At 62.4% G+C, this 21,728-nt stretch carries 19 protein-coding genes; 10 read left to right on the forward strand and 9 right to left on the reverse strand.

What is annotated here, in order from left to right:
* Nucleotides 1-159: 159 nt before the first annotated feature.
* A complete protein-coding gene (locus tag P3G66_RS09125; RefSeq protein WP_058227979.1) occupies nt 160-1,662 on the reverse strand; it encodes an MFS transporter in 1,503 nt (500 codons plus the stop codon).
* A gap of 158 nt (nt 1,663-1,820) precedes the next feature.
* On the opposite strand from P3G66_RS09125, the gene P3G66_RS09130 reads away from it, so the two are divergent.
* Nucleotides 1,821-2,495 carry a TetR/AcrR family transcriptional regulator gene (locus P3G66_RS09130; protein ID WP_276116416.1) on the forward strand — a complete coding sequence of 225 codons (675 nt, stop codon included), beginning with the start codon at nt 1,821-1,823 and terminating at the stop codon, nt 2,493-2,495.
* Here the strand turns inward: P3G66_RS09130 and P3G66_RS09135 are convergent.
* Nucleotides 2,437-3,444, reverse strand: coding sequence for a DMT family transporter (locus tag P3G66_RS09135; protein ID WP_276116417.1), 1,008 nt, complete (start codon nt 3,442-3,444; stop codon nt 2,437-2,439). The genes P3G66_RS09130 and P3G66_RS09135 overlap by 59 nt on opposite strands.
* A 272-nt stretch (nt 3,445-3,716) precedes the next feature.
* Here P3G66_RS09135 and P3G66_RS09140 point away from each other — a divergent pair, with 272 nt between their 5' ends.
* Nucleotides 3,717-3,995, forward strand: a complete 279-nt coding sequence (locus tag P3G66_RS09140) for a YHS domain-containing protein (RefSeq protein ID WP_042922741.1) — start codon at nt 3,717-3,719, stop codon at nt 3,993-3,995.
* Between the two features lie 79 nt (nt 3,996-4,074).
* On the opposite strand, the gene P3G66_RS09145 is transcribed toward P3G66_RS09140, so the two are convergent.
* From P3G66_RS09145 to P3G66_RS09155, 3 genes are all read right to left on the reverse strand, one after another.
* Entirely contained in the window at nt 4,075-5,397 is a 1,323-nt protein-coding gene (locus tag P3G66_RS09145) for an MFS transporter (RefSeq protein ID WP_176742012.1), read from the reverse strand.
* Nucleotides 5,381-5,908, reverse strand: coding sequence for a carboxymuconolactone decarboxylase family protein (locus P3G66_RS09150; RefSeq protein WP_020906029.1), 528 nt, complete (start codon nt 5,906-5,908; stop codon nt 5,381-5,383). Before P3G66_RS09150 ends, P3G66_RS09145 begins: the two co-directional genes overlap by 17 nt.
* Nucleotides 5,909-5,981: 73 nt before the next feature.
* Nucleotides 5,982-7,412: an MFS transporter gene (locus P3G66_RS09155; RefSeq protein ID WP_041814608.1), complete on the reverse strand. Its 1,431-nt coding sequence runs from the start codon at nt 7,410-7,412 to the stop codon at nt 5,982-5,984.
* Between the two features lie 251 nt (nt 7,413-7,663).
* On the opposite strand from P3G66_RS09155, the gene P3G66_RS09160 reads away from it, so the two are divergent.
* The 3 genes from P3G66_RS09160 to P3G66_RS09170 all read left to right on the forward strand — a co-directional run bounded on the left by P3G66_RS09160 (nt 7,664) and on the right by P3G66_RS09170 (nt 9,458).
* Nucleotides 7,664-8,470, forward strand: a complete 807-nt coding sequence (locus tag P3G66_RS09160; RefSeq protein WP_234551009.1) for a hypothetical protein — start codon at nt 7,664-7,666, stop codon at nt 8,468-8,470.
* A 198-nt stretch (nt 8,471-8,668) separates the two neighbouring features.
* Entirely contained in the window at nt 8,669-9,046 is a 378-nt protein-coding gene (locus P3G66_RS09165) for a metal-sensitive transcriptional regulator (RefSeq protein ID WP_064111441.1), read from the forward strand.
* Between the two features lie 7 nt (nt 9,047-9,053).
* Nucleotides 9,054-9,458, forward strand: a complete 405-nt coding sequence (locus P3G66_RS09170) for a 6-carboxytetrahydropterin synthase (protein ID WP_054187872.1) — start codon at nt 9,054-9,056, stop codon at nt 9,456-9,458.
* A gap of 41 nt (nt 9,459-9,499) precedes the next feature.
* On the opposite strand, the gene P3G66_RS09175 is transcribed toward P3G66_RS09170, so the two are convergent.
* Together P3G66_RS09175 and P3G66_RS09180 are read right to left on the reverse strand one after the other, a co-directional pair.
* On the reverse strand, nt 9,500-11,101 hold the full coding sequence (locus tag P3G66_RS09175) for an ABC transporter substrate-binding protein (protein ID WP_234551007.1): 1,602 nt from the start codon (nt 11,099-11,101) through the stop codon (nt 9,500-9,502).
* 163 nt (nt 11,102-11,264) lie between these two features.
* Nucleotides 11,265-11,720, reverse strand: coding sequence for a hypothetical protein (locus tag P3G66_RS09180; RefSeq protein WP_276116418.1), 456 nt, complete (start codon nt 11,718-11,720; stop codon nt 11,265-11,267).
* Between the two features lie 91 nt (nt 11,721-11,811).
* Here P3G66_RS09180 and P3G66_RS09185 point away from each other — a divergent pair, with 91 nt between their 5' ends.
* Nucleotides 11,812-12,486, forward strand: coding sequence for a class I SAM-dependent methyltransferase (locus tag P3G66_RS09185; protein WP_037129351.1), 675 nt, complete (start codon nt 11,812-11,814; stop codon nt 12,484-12,486).
* Here the strand turns inward: P3G66_RS09185 and speB are convergent.
* The gene (gene speB / locus P3G66_RS09190) at nt 12,450-13,406 is read right to left on the reverse strand and encodes an agmatinase (RefSeq protein WP_003941134.1); all 957 of its coding nucleotides are present in this window, start codon (nt 13,404-13,406) and stop codon (nt 12,450-12,452) included. The two genes, P3G66_RS09185 and speB, sit on opposite strands and share 37 nt — an antisense overlap.
* A 146-nt stretch (nt 13,407-13,552) precedes the next feature.
* On the opposite strand from speB, the gene P3G66_RS09195 reads away from it, so the two are divergent.
* The 4 genes from P3G66_RS09195 (at nt 13,553) to P3G66_RS09210 (ending at nt 20,186) form a co-directional block, all read left to right on the forward strand.
* A complete protein-coding gene (locus P3G66_RS09195) occupies nt 13,553-14,188 on the forward strand; it encodes an XRE family transcriptional regulator (RefSeq protein ID WP_007727089.1) in 636 nt (211 codons plus the stop codon).
* Nucleotides 14,189-14,321: 133 nt separating this feature from the next.
* Nucleotides 14,322-15,167 carry a carbon-nitrogen hydrolase family protein gene (locus P3G66_RS09200; protein ID WP_007727087.1) on the forward strand — a complete coding sequence of 282 codons (846 nt, stop codon included), beginning with the start codon at nt 14,322-14,324 and terminating at the stop codon, nt 15,165-15,167.
* The gene (locus tag P3G66_RS09205) at nt 15,164-16,852 is read left to right on the forward strand and encodes an NAD(P)/FAD-dependent oxidoreductase (protein ID WP_007727084.1); all 1,689 of its coding nucleotides are present in this window, start codon (nt 15,164-15,166) and stop codon (nt 16,850-16,852) included. The genes P3G66_RS09200 and P3G66_RS09205 overlap by 4 nt, the downstream gene beginning before the upstream one ends.
* Before the next feature lie 127 nt (nt 16,853-16,979).
* On the forward strand, nt 16,980-20,186 hold the full coding sequence (locus P3G66_RS09210) for an NAD-glutamate dehydrogenase domain-containing protein (protein ID WP_276116419.1): 3,207 nt from the start codon (nt 16,980-16,982) through the stop codon (nt 20,184-20,186).
* Here the strand turns inward: P3G66_RS09210 and P3G66_RS09215 are convergent.
* Entirely contained in the window at nt 20,163-21,680 is a 1,518-nt protein-coding gene (locus P3G66_RS09215; protein ID WP_065351873.1) for a PucR family transcriptional regulator, read from the reverse strand. The genes P3G66_RS09210 and P3G66_RS09215 overlap by 24 nt on opposite strands.
* Nucleotides 21,681-21,728 lie beyond the last annotated feature (48 nt).

Raw genomic sequence — 21,728 nt, forward strand, 5'->3', positions numbered from 1 at the left:
CCGAGTATCGAACGAGCACCCATCTCAACGGAGCATGTCACGAAACTGTCGTCCGCAGGTGTATCAACAGCAAAATGTGTGAAACGCGTCGGCCCCGACGGAGTTGGACTCCGCCGGGGCCGGGCTGTGTGTACAGCGCAGTGTGTATTGCGCGCTGGCTCAGTGTGTCGGAACGGATTCCTTCGAGGAGGTCGGGGACGTATCGGTGTGCTGGCTACCAATCTCCTTGCGGGAGTTGGAGCTGTTGAACCGAGGGAGGAAACCGGCCAGGACGAGTGCGACGACGGCGGATCCCGCAGCGAGGGCCATGACGACGCGGAAAGCGTTCTCCGACGGCAGCGTTGCCCCACCGATGGACATGGTCATCTGGGCGATGACGACACCCGCGATGGCGCTGGCGAATGATGTACCGAGGGAGCGCATCAGGGTGTTGAAGCTGTTGGCTGCACCGGTCTCGGACGGAGGAACAGCCCCCATGATGAGAGCGGGCATCGCGCCGTAAGCCATACCGGTACCGGCGCCGATGATCACTGCGATCACGATCAGTTCCCAAATCGAGTGCATGGCGAAAATGCCGATGCCGTAACCGATTGCGACGACAACGGCGCCGAGCATGAGCGTCACCTTGGGGCCGTGCGAATTGGTGATGCGTGAGGACAGCGGAGAGATCAGCATCATGATGATGCCGGAGGGAGCCATGACCAGACCTGCGGTGAGCATCGAACCGCCTAGGCCGTAACCAGTGACTTCAGGCAACTGGACTACCTGGGGAAAGACCATGCTGGCGGCGAACATCGCGAATCCGAACACGATCGATGCGAGGTTGGTGAAGAGCACCTGGCGGCGGATGGATACGCGTAGATCCACCAGCGGCTTGGGGGTGCGTAGTTCCCACCAAGCCCAGAATCCGAATATCAGGATCGCGGCGCCGAACAGGGAAAGCGTGAGCGTGCTCGTCCAACCCCAGTCGCCACCCTTGGAAATGGCCAGTAGTAGAGCGATGAGGGCGGCTGAGAGCGAGATTGCCCCACCGAAGTCGAACGTGCCACCTGTGCGAACCGTCGATTCGGGGACCAGGACGACAACAAGAACGGCCGCAAGAGCGCCGAGCACGGCTGACGCCCAGAACAGGACGTGCCAGTCGGCGTACTCGGCGATCAAAGCCGCGATCGGAAGACCTAGAGCGCCACCGACTCCCAGTGAAGCGCTCATCATCGCAACAGCGCCGGCGAGCTTCTTGGGCGGAAGCACGTCGCGCATCACACTGATGCCCAGCGGAATGACGCCGGCAGCAAGGCCCTGCAGGATTCGGCCGGCAACGAGGGGGATAACGCTCGAACTGAGTGCTCCGACCACCGAACCGGTGACCAACAGCGCCATGCTGATCAGGAGTAGACGCCGTTTGCCGAACATGTCGCCCAAGCGGCCCATGGTCGGGACGGCGACGGCAGCTGCGAGCAGCGTGGCGGTCACAGCCCACGCGGTATCGGACGCCGGCGCGTTCAGGTACTCGGGCAGATGCGGGATGATCGGGATCACCAGCGTCTGCATGAGCGAGACGACGATGCCGGAAAACGCCAGAACAGCCACCACTGCGGTGGTGGCTGGCGACTTCGTTGTCTGTGGCGGCGTTGTCGGTGGTGGTGAAGTGGTTGACGACATTGCGGTAACTCCATCGGAGGAAGAACGAATAATGGTTTAAGTCAGTTGCTTGAACTAAAGTTAAATCAATTGACTGACTTAACGGAAGGCTGTGTCTCCGATCGTGACGAATATCTCCGGTGCCGAGCAGCTTCGGATGGTCGAGGATGATGGTGTCCATGACTACGAGGACTGAGGACGCGTCGGCCGATGTCGGCGGCGCCGCAAATTCCGCGCGCTCTGCTGCAACCCGAGACCGCATTCTCGCCGTCGCCGAGCAGTTGTTCGCAGAACATGGAGTCTTCGCGGTTTCGAACCGTCAGGTGAGCGAGGCGGCAGGTCAGGGCAACAATGCTGCCGTCGGATATCACTTCGGAACCAAGACCGATCTGGTCCGCGCGATCGTGAACAAGCATTCCCAGCAGGTCGAGAAGAACCGTGGCGAACTGCTGCGTGAGATCGAAGGGTCCACAAATGTTCGTGACTGGATTTCGTGTCTGGTTCGGGCGTCGACCGATCACTACGCCGAAATGGGTGGCCCGACCTGGTATGCGCGGTTCAGCGCGCAGATTCTCACCGACCCGGTCCTGCGGAAAATCGTCTACGACGAGGTACTGGCCTCGCCCACCCTGCAGGAGACGCTTCGGGGACTCTCTGACTGTCTGGCCGACATGCCGATGAGTGTTCGACGCGCCCGCGCGGACATCGGACGCAATGCGATCGTGCACATGTTCGCCGAACGTGAGCGCACGCTTGCCGAAGAGGGGCCGGACGCGGTCACGTCATGGGAGGACTTCACGACCGATCTCGTCGATGCGCTGGTCGGACTTTGGACTGCTCCGATCTGCCGCTGACCGGCCGTTTGTCCGCGCTAGCCGCCCGCCCCGGGGCAACCCTGCGGGATGGATCTCGCGTCGGCGGAAGATCCAGGAGCAAGCCGACTCCGGCAAGAATGATGACAAGACCGCCAACGAGCGCGAAGGTAACAGGCTCGTTCAACCACAGCACTCCGATGGCTGATGCCGAAATCGGAACGAGAAGAGTGACGGCCGATGCCGCGACTGGACCCGCCTGACGAATTATCCAGAAGTAGACCAGGTAGCCACCGGCGGTAGCCCCCAGCCCCAGGGCTACCACGGCGATGAGTGGGCCGACGGTTATGGGCCCCGGAGGGGGAGCGACGGCGGACACCGGCACCAAGAGGGCGACCGCGGCAAGTTGTTGGCCGAGGGCCAGCGGCAGGGGTGGAGTGTCCTGGAACGACTTTCGTGCGTAGACACCTCCGACTGCGTACAGCAGCGCCGCGGTCAAAGATGCGCCAATGGCCAGCATTGCGCGACTGTCGATCGCTGACGGAATTCCGCCGACAAGCACCGAGACGCCGACGATGCCGATCGCGACCCCCGAGAGTTTTCGCCAGGTGATCTTTTGTCGAAGCCAGAAAGCGGCGACGAATACGGTGAACATCGGAGTCGTGGCATTCAGGATCGACGCCGTCGACGAGTTGAGGCCGACGATCGCAGTTGCGACAAGTGTCAGGGGCCCAGCGACGTTGAGGGCAGCCAGCAGTAGGAATGCAGGAAACCGATGACCGACCGCGCGCCAGGTCGATCTGCTGGAAGCAGTTATCAGCGCGAGAACCAACGCTGCAACAATGAAGCGGCCGTGCGTAGTGCCGACGGCGCCGAGAGTTGGTGCTGCCACAGCAACCAGGGGGAACGAGCTTCCCCAGAGCATGCCGACCAACAGCAAAGCTCCAACTACGGCGAATCGGCTGCTGCCGATTGCTTTCCAGTTCTTCATTGCTCCTCTTCGTCGACGACCTCGCGGACATGGCTGGTTGATGCCAGACCTACCCTATACCCCCAGTAGGTATAGGATTGACTGTGTCGTGATGCTGCAGGTGATCCGAGACTGGTGACGCATTATTCTCTCTCCCGCAATGGTTTATACGGCGATGTGTCAACTGAACGCACCCTTAGGCTCAGTCAAATATACCTATAGGGGGTATATTGGCGGTTGTATCGGGCTCGCTTTGCGGGCCGCATCCGTCCCGCAAAAGAACAGGAATCCCAATGAGCAGTTGTGGCTGTGGCAACACCCCGAAGTCTGACGCCAAAGGCGATGTCGGCGCTGTCGGTTCGGCGATGCCGACCGGTGGGAAAGACCTACTCAACGCTGGCAGTAGTGAACTCGTCGAATGTCGGGTCATGCCCGGCAGTGTGATCGAAAAGGCGCGTGCCGAAGCGGAAGGCCTGTTCCGTGACTTCGAAGGAAATCGGTACTGGTTCTGCTGCAAGGGATGTGGTCCTCGATTCGACGCAAATCCGAGGAAGTACGCCGACGTGAGTTGAGCGAAAAGTGGTGGTGCAGGCGATGGCTGCACCACCACTTTCGTTGAGGCCCAATCGAGGTTCGGGCAGACCGTCGACATCAGACGGTGCGAGCGCATGCGCACTGGGTTGCCGCCAAGGTGCATTGGCCTCGCGTGGTTTCATACGTCGCCTGTCCGGGCAATTCAGCAACTGTCTCCCGAGGCCAAAGTGCAAATCCTGCAACGGCTCCCACTGCGGCAAGCGCTGCAAGGATGCTCCAGGTGACCGCAAATCCCGCGCTCGAACCAACCCATCCGGCGATCGGATAGGTGACAAGCCAGGCAAGGTGCGACAGGGAGAACTGGGCTGCGAACACCTCCGGTATGCCTGCGGGTTCGACGGAGCGCCGAAGTACTTTTCCGGTCGGAGTGACGATCATGGCCATGCCGGCGCCGACGAGCGCCCACACTGCGGCAGTGAGCATCCACGTGAATACACCGGCCACGGCGAGGGCTGCTGCCGCGCCGGCGCTGACGACCAGGACAACGGAACCTGCTGTCATCACGGTACGTTCAGCGGTTCTGTCGAGAACGCGTGGAAGAAGAAGCGCGGTCACCAACGTGCCGGTGCCTGACGCGGCAAGCATCCACGCCACGTCGGATTGGGTTCCACCGAGCTCGTCGCGGACGTAGTTGACGGTGTTGACCACCACGATCGATCCGGCTGCTGCCACCACGAGATTGAGTGCCATGATGCCGCGCAGTCGCGGCGTGGTCACGAAGATCCGCATCCCCGACGCGATCCGATCCCACGCCTTGCGGTGAGTACTTCGGCGAGCGTTGGGGATTCGGGTGGCCAGCACGAGCAGTGCCGAGACGGCAAAGCCCACGGAGGTGGCGACGAACAACAGGTTGAATGTCATGAAGGACAGAGCGACTGCGGCAAGAACAGGGCTGAGCAGACTTTCCATCGTGTAAGCGACCTGCGATGCCGACAGCGCGCGGGTGAAATCGGCCTCGTCGGTCACGATGTCAGGGATGACCGCTTGGAACGTGGGAGTGAACGCTGCCGACGCAGCTTGGAGAACGCCCACCAGCACGTAGATGTGCCAGATCTCGCTGACGAAGGGCAATGCGATCACGACCGCTGCGCGAATGGCGTCGAGGACAACGAGGAAAGCCCGTCTCGGCAACCGGTCTACGTACGCCGCCGCGAGTGGAGCGATCACGACGTACAGGGACATCTTGATCGTCAGCGCGGTGGCCAGCACGGCTCCGGCGCTCGGTCCGGCGAGTTCGTAGGCGAGTAGACCCAGCGCAACCGTCGCCAACCCGGTGCCGAACAGCGCGATGATCTGGGCGCTGAAGAGCAGGCGATAGTCGCGAATCAAGAACAGACGCAGGCTGTTCCGTTCCGGTGCGGAGTTAGCGATCCGGTTCATTTGGTTTCACTCCCGCGACAAGATTGAAAGCTCCGGTCAGGACATTGAGGGCGACGATTCCGACTACGTCGGCGATCTCGCGATCACCGTAGCCGTGCGCTCGAAGGCCCGTGATGTGTTCGTCTGAAATCGAGGCAGGCTCCCGATAGACGCGAAGCCCGAGGTCGATCATTGCCGCGATGGCGGGATCGGCCGAGGTGCCCGCGCGGGCACGCTCGATCTCGTCCGCCTCGACGCCGTTGGCGTGCGCGGCGGCCACGTGGGCTTCGAGGCAAACAGCGCAACCTTGCTGGACCTGCACAGCGATAGAGATTCGCTCGGTGATCTTGCGGCTCAGTTTCGCTCGCTTCATTGCTCGGCTGAGTTGCAGATAGCCGCCCAGCACAGCGGGCGAATGAGCCATCGCCGCGACCATGTCACCGACCTGTCCGTGACGGTTGACGAGTTCGGCGAGAAGGTCTTTCGATGCACCGACAGCGGTGGTGGGCGTGAGAGAAGCAAGGCGCGACATAACGAGTCCTAAGTGGTTCCGCCGGTGGTGGGTTCGGCTGGTGACAGCCGGCCGAACCCACCACCGGAGTTGGTCAAGAATTGACGGTGGATTGAACGGGTCGAGGATCGTCGACCTTGGTCGACCGCATCACGATCGCGGTGATTGCTGCGCCAACCACTGCGATGGCGGCTGCTCCGAGGAACACGGCGGAGAAACCGTTCGTCAACTCCGTCAGGTCACCGAGTTGATCAGCGCCGAACACTGCTGCGATCGCGGTCATCACCGCGAGGCCGACAGCCGAGCCGACCTGGTAGCTGACGTTGACGATGCCGGAAGCCAATCCGCCCTCTTCCGGGCGCGCAGCCGAAATCGCCGTACCGAGTGAGGGAATGAACGCCAGCGTCATACCTGCCGCAGCCACGAGCGATGCCGGCAGTACGTCGACCCAGAAGTTGCCGGTGGGCCGGATCAACGACATCCAACCCAAACCGATTCCCAGTACAAGCAATCCGGTCACGATCATCGCTTTTGCACCGAAGCGTGCCATGGCCCGTGGTGCCACGACGACCATGCCGAGCATGACGAAGATCGTCATCGGCAGCAGCGCCGCACCGGCCGGGAAGGCGCTGTATCCGAGCACTTGCTGCAGGTACAGGTTCAGGAAGAACCACATCGGTATCCAGGCAGCGCCGAGGACGAGCTGAGCGATGTTCGCGGCACCGAGGTTGGGCGCCTTGAAGATTCCCAGACGCACCAGAGGTTCCCGACGCTTCGACTGGATCAATACGAATGCACCCAACAGAGCGGCCGAAACGGCGAGCGCCAGCCACGTCTGCCCGGATCCCCATCCGACATCAGGTGCTCTGACGATGCCGAAGACTCCGACAGCAAGACCTGCGGTGACAGCGAGTGCGCCGAGGAAGTCGATCGACCCGGTACGTGCCGGTGCGTTCGGCATCAGGAGGGGAGTAGCGATTAGTGCGATGACAGCGATGGGAATGTTGAGATAGAACACCCAAGGCCAGCTGGTGTATTCGGTGATGACGCCGCCGAGGAACACGCCGGCCGTACCGCCGGCCGGGGCGGCAGCGCCGTAGATGGACAGCGCCTTGGTCATCTCTTTCTGCGTGCTGCCGAACAGCATCATCAGCAAGGTGAGCGCCGACGGCGCGATGAGTGCGGCGCCTGCGCCCTGGACTGCACGGCCCGCAAGTTCGACGGCGACGTTACCGGCGGCACCGGCGACAACGGAACCGATCAGCAGGATCAGCCAACCAGCGGAGAACACTCTGCGGGCGCCGAACAGGTCGGACAGGCGGCCGCCGAGGAGGAGTAGCCCGCCGAACGCGATGACGTACGCATTGAAGACCCAGGTCAGGCCTTCTTGGGAAAAGCCGAGATCGCTCTGCATCTGGGGGAGAGCGACGCCGATGATGGAGGTGTCCATGATGACCATGAACTGAGCGGCGGCGATCAACGCCAACGCCCACCACTTACGGGTGGATTTCGGTTGTGTGGACATTCTGAGTTCCTTACCTGTACGGGGTATAGGTGATGCTCGTGTGGTCGGGGGGTGTCGAAAGCGAGCCGGGGCGACATCGGCGCAGCGCTTCGTTGAGGTGCGCGGGGAAATGCTGTTCTTGGAACTCGTTCGGCCGGCGCTCTGCGTAGATGCGCATCGGATCTCCTTCGAGTGAATTCAGGGTGTTCGAGTAGCTCGTTGCATACCCTAGGGGGGTATGGTACAAATTGCAACAGGTTCGATGTCAAGGAGTGCAGAACCTGACGCAGACGGCAACGAGAGTGCTGCCGACCCAAACTTTGGAGGGCAAGATGTTCAGCGACAACGGCTACACACTGGAATTGGCAACGTCGGAGGCGACCGTCGGCAACCATGTCCCCTTGCAGTTCCGGATCCTGGATCCGGTTGGAACTCCCTTGATCCGGTACACGGACACCCACGACAAGCAGTTGCATCTGATCGTGGTCGGTCTGGACCTGACCGGATTCCAGCACGTGCATCCCGAATTGGACGAGAACGGAAACTGGCATGTGTCAGTCGATTTCGATCATGCGGGAGACTATCGAGTCTTCGCTGATTTCACTCCGGACGGTGGTGACGGAATCACGCTCAGTGCGGATGTGCGCGTCGCCGGATCCTACGATCCTCGGCCGTTGCCCGCCGCTACTGCCGCCACGACGGTCGACGGCTATACCGTCTCCCTCGAAGGCGCGGCCCATGCCGGCCAGACATCGAAGCTCACGCTCTCGGTCAGTCGTGACGGAATCCCGGTCACAGACTTGCAGCCCTACCTTGCCGCATACGGGCATCTGGTCGCGTTGCGTGCCTCCGACCTCGCCTATCTCCATGTCCATCCGGACGGCTACCCCGGTGACGGTGTCACGCCGGCCGGACCGGCAATCACCTTCTACGCCAACATGCCGAGCGCCGAGGATTACCGGTTGTTTTTGGACTTCAAGCACGGCGGAGTGGTGCGTACGGCGGAATTCACGCTGACGGCCGACAATGCGACCCCACCTGCGTCCGAACATGCGAACCACGCGCACCACGGGCACTGAGACCGAATGCGTTTCGCAGCAGCGGGAAAACGGGCATCGCTAATCGCCATGCACCCATCTGTTCGCGCAGTAGCGAAGTGCGTGGCGATGTGCACAGTGATTGCTCTGCAAGACAAGGGAAGTCGAAGAGTATCCGCACATCGCACCGGTAACGAGAATTGTTGCGAAGTCACGCGTTGACGAACAGGAGGACATCGAATGTCGGAAGCGACAGAAGTTGGCAGTGCGCCAAGCAGCGCTCCAAACAGTGTCCAAAGCAGTGATGCGACCGGCGATGTGTGCTGCACGGGAGATTCGCACGGCTACATCACCGCCAAGGGCGACTACCTGGCGCGTCTGCGTCGCATTGAAGGTCAAGCTCGCGGCCTGCAGCGCATGGTCGACGAGGACAAGTACTGTATCGACATCCTGACGCAGGTGTCGGCGATGACCAAGGGCCTCCAGGCGGTGGCCATGGGCCTGCTCGAGGACCACATCGGCCACTGCGTCGTCAAAGCCGCTGTTGCCGGTGGGCCCGAGGCGGACGCGAAGATCAAAGAAGCGAACGACGCGATTGCGCGATTGGTCCGCTCATAGAATTGTGATGAACATTGATACCTTGGTGCGCATGTTCAGTATCGAGATCCGTCGTACATTCGCTGTGAGGCAGGGGCTTCCGGCACCGGTGCGGGACGCGAAGAACTTGCCGCCGCTGATGCCTGCCGACGGATTTCGCGTGACGATGCGAGTGGCGTTCTCGTTCGAGGACGACCAACTCGGAGAACGTGGATGGTTTGTCGACACGGACGCTCTGGACGAGTCCGTCGATCGATGTGCCGAGCAATTGGCGAGCGGTGCCTGGCCGGAGATTTTCGATTTCCGTCCGTCATTCGAGAATGTCGCGAAGTGGGCTTTCAGTGAACTTGCGTCCAGCATTCCTCAGCTGACCTACGTCGAACTCGACAACGAGACGATCGGTGTGGCAACAAGATACGTCAGATCACAATGATCTGACGTATCTCGTTGACGCACCGCGTTCGGTCGACCGGCCTACTGGTAGAGGCGCAACGCAGAACCGATGAAGGTCTTACCGAATGCGAGTCCGGCCTTGTTGAAGTAGAAGCTCAAGACCGTATCTGCAAACGGGACTGCGGACACCGTTTTGGTGATCTGTGACTCGGCGTCTGCCCACTCCGCGCATGCTGCGTCGCCGGTCAAACCGGAGGCCTTGGCAACGGCTGCTTCGTAGGCGGGGTTGTTGATCGAAGAGAAGTTCTTACCTGCTGCCGGAGCAGGACCGGAGAAGAACGGGACGAACCCGCTGGGAACCGAATTGTTGATCTGGATCCACGCGATGTCCCACTGGTTGTTGTCCTTGCCACTGAGCATGACGTCGACAACCTTGGTCTGGTCGGCTCCTGTCACCTCGACGGTCGCACCGAGGTCGGACCATGCCGACTGGGTGAGCTCGGCTGCCGCGCTGCGCGCATCTTCGCCGGCAGCGTAGAAGAGGCGGAGGGTCAGCGGCTTTCCGTCCTTGCTTCGTTTGCCGTCGGAGCCGGCGGTCCAACCTGCAGCGTCCAGTGTTGCCTTTGCTGCGCTGAGGTCGAAGTCCGGAATGTTGCCTGCGACAGAGTCGTACACACAGGCTCGGGGCTCGACGGAGACAAGACTTGTTGCACGGGTGCCCTGGCCGCCAGTGATGACTTCAGCGAGATCGTCGAGATTGACAGCCTGGACGAGAGCTTTTCGAACGGCGGGATCACTGGTCGGATTGTCCGCAATCTGATTGAAGTACATCTGACCGGCGGGAAGTGGGCGCTGGACCGAGTCGAAATTGGCGGCATCGATGCGATCCTTGTCCGGACCGGCGATCGGAGATGCGCTCAGTTCGCCTGAGAGAAGCTGGTTTGCTGCGGTGCTGACATTGGGTGCCATGACAGCAATGACTGTCTTGGGGACACCCGGTGTGTCGGAGGTGGTGTCGTCGGGCCCCCAGCTGTAACCGTCACGACGCTCGAACGTGTAGTGGTCATTGGCCGAGACTTCGGTGACTTCGAACATGCCGGAGCCCAGCGACTTGTTGTTCGAGGCGGTCGGATCTTCGAGACCGGCATCGCACATGATCGGGAGGCGACTGATGGTGAGGAGGAGGAACGGGCTCGGCGCCGGAGTGGTTACCGTGATGGTGCGGGTGGCGAGATCGGCAGTGGCCGAAGCGCCGATGGGAACTGTGGTGCCGCGTTGTTGTGAACCCTTGGCTGGATCGGCTACGAAGTTGATGTTGTTCGCGACGGTCTGTGCAGTCAGCGTCGACCCGTCGGTACAGGTCACGCCTTCACGAATGGTGAAGGACGCGGAGGTCGGCGTTTCTTCCCACTTCTCGGCCAACCATGGTTTGAATTCACTGGTTTCAGGATCCTGGTAGACCAGGGAGTCGTACGCCAGCTTCGAAATTTCCGCGGTTGCCGCAGAGCCGGACATGATCGGGTTGAGTGCACCCGGATCGCCTTGCAACGCGTACCGGAAGGTTCCGTCAGTCAGAGGCTCACCGCCGCCGGAGCCCGAGGACGTGCCTCCCGAGCTGCAAGCCGACAATACGAGCGCGAGCCCCGCGGTCGCGGCAAGCGTCGAATAGGAGCGGTGTTTCATTGTGCCTCCGTGAAGGAGCCGGGGCCCGGGAGTGAATCGTGAGGGCGCAGTCGAGTGTGACCGCTAAATCTTGGCGTAGGACGTGACGGGCATCTCGGTCGATCCTCACGAAAATCGGGCGGATTTTTGTTCGATTTCACGAAGGTTGGAGTTCTGGTTCAGTTCACGGGGAGTCGAGGTCACTTCGTCGTGGCCACCCGGTCTCCGTGAGCACGGTTGCTGGAACTGACCTCAACGGGGAGGTGGGGCCGAGACCGTGGAGGTCTGCGTCGTCGTCGATTTCGGACCAGAATTCGTCCGCCGAAACATCAAGGCCGAGAACGATCCACGGCGGTCCGGCTTCTTGGAACGCGTACGAGACGGTTCCGGTACGCGGAATTGTCGTATCGAACAGTCGGTCTCCGACGGGATAGCACTGCTGCTCGCCGACCAAAGTCAAGGTAGTCGGTTCGAAGGATGCATCGCGCAGAATCTTCTCGACTGCGCGGTCGAAGCTCTGCTGGACGCTGAACTCTTCGTCCGAGTTCGAACCGGTGAACTCGGGGAAATGCGCACAACACAAAACGTATGGGCCTGCTGAGTTGCAGTAGAGACGAAACACGGGAAATCCACCGGCCACGACGTGACGTTAGCAGGGCGTCGAAATGGAGAAGTTGCTGTTTCAGCAAAGATGGTTGCGTGAGTTGTGGAAGGTCGTTCATCCTGGGTGCATGAGCAACGAACACCACAATCACCACGAAAACTCCGATACCACCGAGAATCCGTACGCCAAGGCGGACGCACAGTTCTGGAACTCGCTGTACGAGGAACGCCCCGCGCGCTGGAGCGGAAATCCCAACCCACAGTTGATTGCCGAAGCCTCCGACCTGGAACCGGGCACGGCACTCGACGTCGGTTGCGGCGAAGGTGCCGACGCTTTGTGGTTGGCGCGTCGCGGGTGGAAGGTCACCGGCACCGACATCTCGTCGGTTGCGCTCGGGCGCGCCCAGGCTCACGTCGAGGGCGAGGGCGTCGACATCGAATGGCTGGAAGCCGACCTGACGAAGTGGGATCCGCAGGGGCGCTCGTTCGATCTGGTGTCCGCGCAGTTCTTCCACATGCTCGAACCCGCGCGCGGGGAATTGTTCCGTGCTCTCGGAGATCTGGTCGCGCCCGGCGGGCATTTGCTGATCGTGGGCCACTCACCTCACGAGTCGCCGACCGAGCACCATCGGGCCATGCTCCATACACCCGAATACGTGGAGTCGCTGTTCACCGATGGTTGGAAGGTGTTGGTCTCGGAGTCGCGGGAACGTGATCTTCCCGCGAACCCCGAGATGCATCACACGACGGATACCGTTGTGCTGCTTCAGCGATTGAGTGCGAGTACCGACAGCAACTCGTAAGCGACGTGAGCCGCTGCGATACCGGTGATCTCGGCGTGGTCGTACGCCGGCGCTACCTCGACGATGTCGGCGCCGACCACGTTGAGTCCCACCAACCCACGCAGTGTGTTCAACAATTCGCGAGAGGTCATGCCGCCCGCTTCGGGTGTTCCGGTGCCCGGAGCGTGGGCGGGATCGAGTACGTCGATGTCGACGGAGACGTACACCGGGCCACCGTCGAGGCGCTTACGCATGCGCTCGACGATGCTGGCGACGCCGTCGACCTCGTAGTCGTCACTGCGGATCACCTGGAAACCGAGGACGCGGTCGTCTTCGAGGTCTTTCTCGCTGTAGAGCGGTCCACGGATGCCGATGTGCTGCGAGCGCTCCATGTCGATCAGGCCCTCTTCGCTGGCGCGGCGGAAGGGGGTGCCGTGGGTGAAAGGCTGACCGAAGTAGGTGTCCCAGGTGTCGAGATGAGCGTCGAAGTGCAGGACGGCGATCGGGCCGTGATCGCGGGCCAGTGAACGCAGGATCGGCAGTGCGATGGTGTGATCGCCGCCGAGCGTGAGCACGGAGGAACCGTCGGCGCGCAGGTCGGTGACGGCGGACTGAACCGTCGTGAGAGCTTCCTGGATGTCGAAGGGGTTGACGCCGATGTCGCCGAAATCGGCTACCTGCTGATTGGCGAAGGGCGAGACCTTCAGCGCTGGGTTGTACGGACGCAGCAGCTTCGACGCAGCGCGGATGTGCCCCGGACCGAACCGGGCACCGGGGCGGTAGCTGACACCCGAATCGAAGGGGATGCCGAGGATCGTCACGTCGGCGCGCGAGACCTCGTCCAGGCGCGGGAGACGCGCAAAGGTGGTCGGCTCGGCGTAGCGGGGGACGCGCGTGGCGTCGACGGGTCCGATGAACGATCCGGGGTTGTTGGTAGCCATGTGCAGAGGTCCCTGCTCTCGATTCGGCGCACACCGGGCGCCCTTCAGTGATGTAGCTCTCTGAGCAAGTATGGTTTCTTCAAGAGGCTCGGTTGTCAACCCCTGTTTCCTGAAAGGGACACGGCGGTCGTGAAGGAGTGGGTTCAGTGGCCAAGGCGAAGGAAGCGGTCGAGCCGGTCGGACCGCGCATCGGGGCGAGGCTCAAGGCGGCACGTCAATCGAAGCGGTTGACCCTCGACGACCTGGCCGAGGCCTGCGGTGTGACCAAGGGGTATCTCTCGAAACTCGAGCGCGATCACGTCAACGCGTCGGTGGCGACCCTGATCAAGGTGTGCGCGGTGCTCGAGATCCCCGTCGGATCCCTGTTCGAGAATGCGTCCGCCGGTGAAGTAGTCCGCGCCGACGCCATGCCGCAAATCAGCTTCGGTGGCGAAAAGATGACGGAGTACCTGCTCACGCCTACCAACGAGCGTCGAATTCAGGTGCTGCTCGGCGAGCTGGAACCAGGCGGCGGAAGTGGTCGGGAGTTCTACAGTCTGCCGATCGACGTGAACTTCGTGCACGTGCTCGAGGGCGGCTTGCGGGTCTCGTTCGAGGGCGGTCGGACGGATCCGAACGGTGAGGCCGTCGATGCCGAAGACGTCGTACTTGCGGCGGGCGATTCCTTCACATTCACGCCGACGCACAACCATAGTTTTCAGGCCGAAGGCTCGGTTCTGGCGAAGGTTCTGTGGGTCTTGAATCCGGCATTGCCGGAAGGGCCACGCGCGTCGTCTTCGTGAGACTCGAATCCGTGAATGTTGATTCTTAGGAAACAAGAGTTGACATGATTGGCGGCAGCCGTCACGCTGGTAGTTGTCCCCGTCACACACACCGTCGAAAATTGGCGTCACGGAACTCCTGAAGGAGCGCACCATGCATGTCGATTCAGTTCGAGTTGGCCTGTTCCAAGGTCCGCTCACCACCCCGGACACCTTTGCGTCGGTGGAGTTCAACCTCGCTGCAATCGACACTGCTGCCCGCGAGGCTGCAGCATCCGGTGCGAAGATCCTGCTGACGCCGGAGATGTCCGCAACCGGCTACGACATCGGCGAACTGGTGTCGCTACGCGCGGAACCGGCCGACGGCCCGATCTTCGATTCCGTCGCCGCGATTGCTCGAAGTGCAGGCATCGCAGTCGTCTACGGCTACCCCGAACTCGACGGGGGAGATGTCTACAACAGTGTGCAGGTGGTGGACCGCGACGGCACTTCGCTTGCGCACTACCGCAAGACGCACCTGTTCGGCACGCTCGACCGCGAACATTTCCGGCCAGGTGAGACCCTGGTGGTCGGGTTCGATTTCGAGGGCATCCGCTGCGGGTTGTTGATCTGCTACGACGTGGAATTTCCCGAAGCGGTTCGGGCCCATGCCGACTCCGGTACCGAATGGCTCATCGTGCCGACAGGGTTGATGACTCCGTACGAACACATTGCGCAGCAAGTGGTTCCGGCCCGCGCATACGAGAGTCAGATGTTTGTCACCTACGTCAATCGCTGCGGCGCCGAAACCGAGCTGACCTACTGCGGTCTCTCGTGCGCCATCGCGCCCGACGGTGCCGAGTTGGCGAGGGCCGGGTTCGGCCAGGAATTGCTCTTCGCGGATATCGCCGCCGCCACCGTCTCGCAATCGCGCACCCTCAACACGCATCTCGACGATCGACGCCTCGATCTGTATCCAGATCTTTCTGTCACGACTGTCTCCAAGGAGAACCGTAGATGACCATCCCAGTAGCTCCGGACAGTTCCTCGGAACCCGGCAAGCAGCCGCCCCTCACGATGTTCGGGCCGGATTTTCCGTTCCCGTACGACGACTACGTTTCCAGTCCGGCGGGACTCGGCTCGGTGCCCGATCTGGCACTGGGTACAGAAGTTGCCGTGATCGGTGGCGGACTCTCCGGCATGATCGCGGCCTACGAGTTGCTCAAGATCGGTCTCAAACCGATTGTCTACGAAGCTGATCAGATCGGTGGCCGGATGCGGTCGGTCGAGTTCGACGGGCACCCCGGGGTTGTTGCCGAGATGGGCGCAATGCGTTTCCCACCGTCGTCGACAACGTTGTTCCACTACCTGAACGAACTGGGTCTGCAGACCGAAGAGTTCCCCAATCCCCTTGCCGAGGTCACGCCGAGCACCGTCATCGATCTCAAGGGCGAGAGCCACTACGCGCACACTCTCGAGGATCTGCCGCCGATCTACACCGAGGTGGCGCAGGCCTGGCAGCGCACTCTCGAAGAGCATGCCGATCTGATTCCGTTGCAGCAGGCCATTCGTGACCGCGACACCGCAGAAATCAAGCGGATCTGGAACGACCTCGTGGTGCGCTACGACGACCAGACGTTCTACGGATTCCTCGCCGCGTCGAAGCACTTCAAGTCCTTCCACATGCGGGAAGTGTTCGGACAGGTCGGATTCGGTACGGGCGGTTGGGATACCGACTACCCCAACTCGATCCTCGAAATCCTTCGTGTGGTCATCACGGCCGCCGACGACGACCACCGCGGCATCGTCGGTGGATCGCAGCAGCTGCCGATGCGGTTGTGGAACCGCGCCCCGGCGCACATGGCGCATTGGCCTGCCGGTACTACGGTCGCTTCGCTCAACGACGGTGAGACGCGTCCCCGCGTCACCGAACTCCGGCGTACCGAGCCCGGCAACATCACGGTGACGGACTCCGAAGGTTTCATTCGCACGTATGCGAGTGCCGTTGTGACAGTGCAGAGTTGGATGCTGCTGAACAACATCAGGTGTGACGACGATCTGTTCCCGATCGACCACTGGACTGCGATCGAGCGAACTCACTACATGGGTTCGACCAAGGTGTTCGTTCTCGTCGACCGCCCGTTCTGGAAGGACAAGGACCCCGTGACCGGCCGTGATTCGGTGTCGATGACACTGACCGACCGTATGAGTCGCGGCACCTACCTGCTCGATCAAGGCGAGGGCAAGCCAGGCCTGATCTGCTTGTCGTACACCTGGTCGGACGATTCGCTGAAGCTGCTGGCGCTCGACGCCACCGAGCGCATGAACATCATGCTGCGCTCTCTCGAAGAGATCTACCCCGGCGTTGACTTCCGCAGCCACATCATCTCGAGCCCGGTGACGCTGTCGTGGGAAACCGAGCGCGACTTCATGGGCGCATTCAAGGCGAACCTTCCGGGGCACTACCGCTACCAGGAGCGCCTGTTCTCCCACTTCGTGCAGAATGATCTCGAACCGCGTCATCGGGGAATCTTCCTCGCCGGTGACGACGTGTCGTGGACCGCCGGCTGGGCTGAGGGCGCGATCCAGACCGCGATCAACGCGGTATGGGGCGTCGTCAACCATCTCGGCGGCGCTGCGCCTGCCGAGAATCCCGGACCCGGCGACGTGTTCGAGGAGCTTGCTCCGATCAGGTTGGGCGACTGAGCTCACCGCAACTGCCGAAATGTCGTGCCCGATGGGGGTTGGTACTCCTATCGGGCACGACCTCTTTCCGGTGATCCACGCAACACTGGAAAGTGTTCGGATCCAATAATTTCCAGGAGGGTGTTCAATGGCGAGCACATCATCGGCGACCAAGACCGCAGCTGCAGAATCGAGACCGGCAGGCGGTGATCGATCCGGTGACCCGGCGCTCGAACTGGTCGCCGAATTGGCAGCAGCGGGCCAGCGACTCGTCTTCCGTCAGGGCGACGACTTGAACAGCGATGCCCTGAGCAGTGACGATCTGACCTGTGTGGTGCTGTGGCCGTCCGGAGAGCCCTCCCTCTCCGATCTGTGCGAGAACTTCGAGTCCCTCGGACTCCGAGTTTCGACGCACCGCCCCCTTCCAACCGTTCTGGGTTCGGCGCATTACTTCACCTTCGAGCCGAGCACCTTCGACGGCAGTGCGCTGGAGAAGATGGCGGACGCCTTCGAAGCCGTCATCGCCGGACAGACCCGGATGGACGCATTCTCCAGTCTGATCGGACGAGCAGACATCACGTGGCGCGACGCAGAGTTGCTGCGCGCTGCGTGCCGTTTCCTCGCTCAGGCTCGTATCGGGCTGTCCGAGAGCTACATCGTCGGAGTGTTGGCAGCGAAGCCACTCTTCGTACGGCAGGCAATCGAACTCTTCACTGCGCGTTTCGATCCCGCCGTAGCAGGATTGCGGGAGACAGCAGTGGCCACCGCGGCGGCGGCCATCGACGAATCAGTCGACGGTGCAGACACTCTCGACGAGGATCGCGTCTTGCGCGGCGTTCGTTCGTTCCTGCAGGCGACTCTGCGCACCAACTGGTACCTGCGTGGTGAGTCCGGCGACCCGCTGCCGTACGCGTCGTTCAAGATCGACTCGCAGTTGCTCTCCACCCCACAGAAGACCGTTCCCTTCCGCGAGATCTACGTCAGCGCACCCAATGTCGAAGGCGTTCACCTGCGTAGTTCCTCCGTCGCCCGTGGCGGCCTGCGTTGGTCGGATCGATACGAGGACTACCGCACCGAGGCCCTGAGCCTCATGAAGACCCAGAGCGTGAAGAATTCCCCGATCGTTCCTTCGGGTGCCAAGGGCGCGTTCGTGGTTCGGGGCACGTCGTCACCGACTCCGGCGCAGGTGCAGGAGTCGTACAGCACCTTCATTCGCGGCTTGCTGGACGTGGTGGACAACATCGTCGACGGCGCTGCGGTACACCCGGCAGAAGTAATCGAGTACGACGGTGAAGACTCCTATCTCGTCGTGGCAGCAGACAAGGGGACCGCACGGTTCTCGGACGTCGCGAACGGCATCGCCGTCGAGCGTGGTTTCTGGCTCGGCGACGCTTTTGCTTCCGGCGGTTCGGCCGGCTACGACCACAAGGCGATGGGCATCACCGCTCGCGGCGCCTGGGTAGCGGTTCGACGGCACTTCGCCGAGCGCGACCTCGATGTCGACACCGATCCGTTCACCGTCGCGGGTATCGGGGACATGTCCGGCGACGTGTTCGGCAACGGAATGTTGCTCTCGCACAAGATCCGTCTGGTCGCGGCATTCGATCACCGCCACATCTTCATCGACCCGAACCCCGACACCGAGACGAGCTTTGCCGAACGCGCTCGCCTCTTCACCGTGCCGCGCTCGTCCTGGGACGACTTCGATCGCACCGTGATGTCGCCGGGCGGTGGCGTCTGGCCGCGGAGCGCGAAGTCGATCCGCCTTCCGCTCGAGGCGCGTGCGGCCCTCGGAATCACCGAGGAGAACTTGACCCCGCAGGAACTGATCCGAGCGATCCTGTGTGCTCCGGTGGACCTGTTGTGGAACGGCGGCGTCGGTACCTACGTGAAAGCGTCGACCGAAAGCAACGTCGACGCGGCCGATCCGTCCAACGACGCAGTTCGCGTCAGCGCTGACGAGTTGCGTGCAACCGTGGTGGGTGAGGGCGGCAACCTGGGTTTCACCCAGCGTGCCCGCATCGAATATGCCGCTGGCGGAGGACGAATCAACGCCGACTTCATCGACAACGCGGCAGGCGTGGCTACCTCGGACCGTGAGGTCAACATCAAGATCGCACTCGCAGAGTTGGAAGCGACCTCGCGCAATGAACTACTCGCGGCGGCCCAGGACGAGGTGGCCGCATCGGTGCTCGAGGCCAGTGAAGATCAGACCCTCGCGATCAGCCTGGCCGAGCACCGCGCACCGGCCCTGCTCGATCAGCACGAGCGGTTGATCGAGAACCTCGTCTCGGCGGGCGCCATGAAGCGACTGGAAGAATCTCTGCCCGACTCCAAGGCGCTGGCGGTCAGGGCGCGTGCCGGGCAGGGTCTCCTGCGGCCGGAACTTGCTGTGCTGGTGGCGCAGTCGAAGAACGTACTGACGGCGGAATTGGGGGCGTCGACCGTCCCGGACAATCAGATCTTCGCCGATCGTCTCCCGCAGTACTTCCCGCTCTCCGTCGTCGAGGCAGCACCGGACGCGGTCCGCGCACATCGGTTGGGCCGCGACATCATCATCACCTCGGTTGTCGACGAACTGGTCAACCGCGTCGGCCCCGGCGTGCTGTTCCGGCTCGAGGAACACCTCGGAGTCCACAGTCCGGAAGCGGCTCTGGCCTACGCAGTAGTCAGCGAAGTGCTCGGCACCGAGGAACTTCGGCGCGAGATCTTGAACTCGGAGCTGCGCGCCACCGAGCAGTTGCAGGCTCTCGATCGCTTGCAGCAGTTGTTGGAATCCGAGATGAGCTGGGTGTTGCGTCGTCCGGGAGCAGCCGGCCGGTTCACCGTGAACCCGCGCGCCGACATCGATCGGTGGGCAGCCCCGGTGCGGGAACTCACCGACGGTTTGCCGGCCAGCGAGCGCATCGAGGCGTCTTTCGGAGCACTCGCCCTGGCAGACATTGCACTGCAGGAGAATACGACGGCCGCGGCCGCAGCCGCGATCTATCGGGAACTCTCCGACGCTCTCGATCTGGGCGATGTTCTCGGCGGCGTCGACGTCGCCGTCGGTGCCTCGCATTGGGAGGTCATGGGCAGCGCTGCCGTCCATGCCAGGTTGACGGCGCGTTTCGCGGACCTCGTGTCCGGTGCGCTCGGTGAAGGTATTCCGGAGGTCGTCGAGTTGTGGACCGCCGCCAATCCGCAAGCGGTGCGCCGGTTCACGGCTTTGATGTCGAGCGTGAGCCGCAGCGGAGCGCTGGACACCGCCCGTCTCTGCACGGTCGACGCCGAACTCGAACTACTCGTCCGCGGTGCGTCGAGCTTCGCTTCGGTACACGCCGCGGAGGGTTCAGCGGCCCTCCCAGGCGAGTAGCGATAGCAGCAGTTCGGCTCTGACCCTGGCCTGTCCGAGGTCGCATTGCAGCAGTTCCTCGATGCGTGCGATGCGACCTCGGAGGGTGTGCCGATGAACACCGAGTTCGGCTGCGGCCGATTCCCATTGGCCGTTTGCCTCGAGATAGGCGCGCAAAGACGCGGCCAGTGCGGTTCCGTGTGCCTGGTCGTGTTCGGTCAGCACCGGGATGGTGTCCGCAGCCATTGCGATCAGTGCCTCACGGGCAGGCTCGGATGCCAGAATCGTCGAACCACTCAGAGCGTCGAACTCGAGAATGCGGGCAGTGGCCGTCGTGAGATTGGCCGCGGCGCGGGCCTGGACGAGTGCGCGCGGTGCGTCCAGAAGACGGTGAGGGGTGCTGATTCCGGCACGCACGGCTTTCGCTTCGGTGGGGGAGAGCTGCGCCAGTAGTGTTTTGGCGGTGTCGATTGTGTCGGTTCCGCGGAGGAGGACGGTCAGCGAACCGTCCTCGGATTGCGCGAACAACGGCCGGCCTGCTCGCGCGAGAGCGTTGTCGAGTTCGCGAAGAACTGGGCCGAGTCCGGATCCGCGAACGTGGACGACACGAATGTTGCCGTGCGTGTCGCTTGCCTCGTCCAAGTACGACGGCACACCGTCCTCGGGGATTCGGCCGTCGAGTAAGAGCCCGAAAGCCATGGCGTTGAGTCGAGTTCGCTCGGCCCGTAGTCGAACCGGTTTCTCGAGTTCGAGAGTGAGCAGCGAGACCGCATGCCCGAGCAACACTCTGTCGATATTGCTCAGGGGCCCGGCGCCCGCCATGGCGAGGTAGCCGTGCCAACTGTCGGTGACGCCGACGGGGGACAGTGTCAGCGTCCGTTCGGGTGTGCTCTGCGAGATCGACGCCGGAGCGTTGGGATCGCGGGTGGTGGCCGCGACCGCGCGAACCTCGGTGATCAACGACTTCTGGTTTGCCGGATGCACCGCGGTGATCCGATCACCGACAAACGCCACCGAAGTTTTTGTGGCCGTGGCTAGTTCACGCACGATCGCCGACACGCCACCGCGCAGTGCAACGCGGGTGATGCGCGTCTGTACTTCTGCCGCGCGGAGTACCGATTCGTATTCCTGCTGGCTCAGACGGGTCATCACCGCGCGCGTGACTGCCGCGAACGGGGTCGTGAACGGCACTTCCAGCAGGGGGAGTCCGCGGCTGCGGGCGGCGGCAATCAGGTCTGTGGGCACACTCTCGTGGGAAAGGCCGGTCCCGAAACCCAGAGCCGATACTTCTGCGGCGGCCAGACGGTCGATGTACTCGCTGTAGTCGGTGGCGTCCGCGCCCACCAGTGCCAGCCCGGTGGTGAGCACCAATTCGCCGCCGGAAAGCCACGGGGTGGGGTCCGTCAGCTCTGTGGCCTGCGCAAACGTGACGGGGTGGGTGGCAGCTGCTCGGTCGGTGAGCAGAGCCAGCGAGAGGTGTTTCTGTCGCAAGAGCCACGAGATCGGAACCGTCACCTGATCAAGGCTAGCTGTCGTTGCCGATATGGAGTAGCCCTGGAGCTC

It is taken from the genome of Rhodococcus sp. C3V, from assembly GCF_029269915.1.
In the GTDB taxonomy this organism is placed as follows: Bacteria; Actinomycetota; Actinomycetes; order Mycobacteriales; family Mycobacteriaceae; genus Rhodococcus_F; species Rhodococcus_F qingshengii.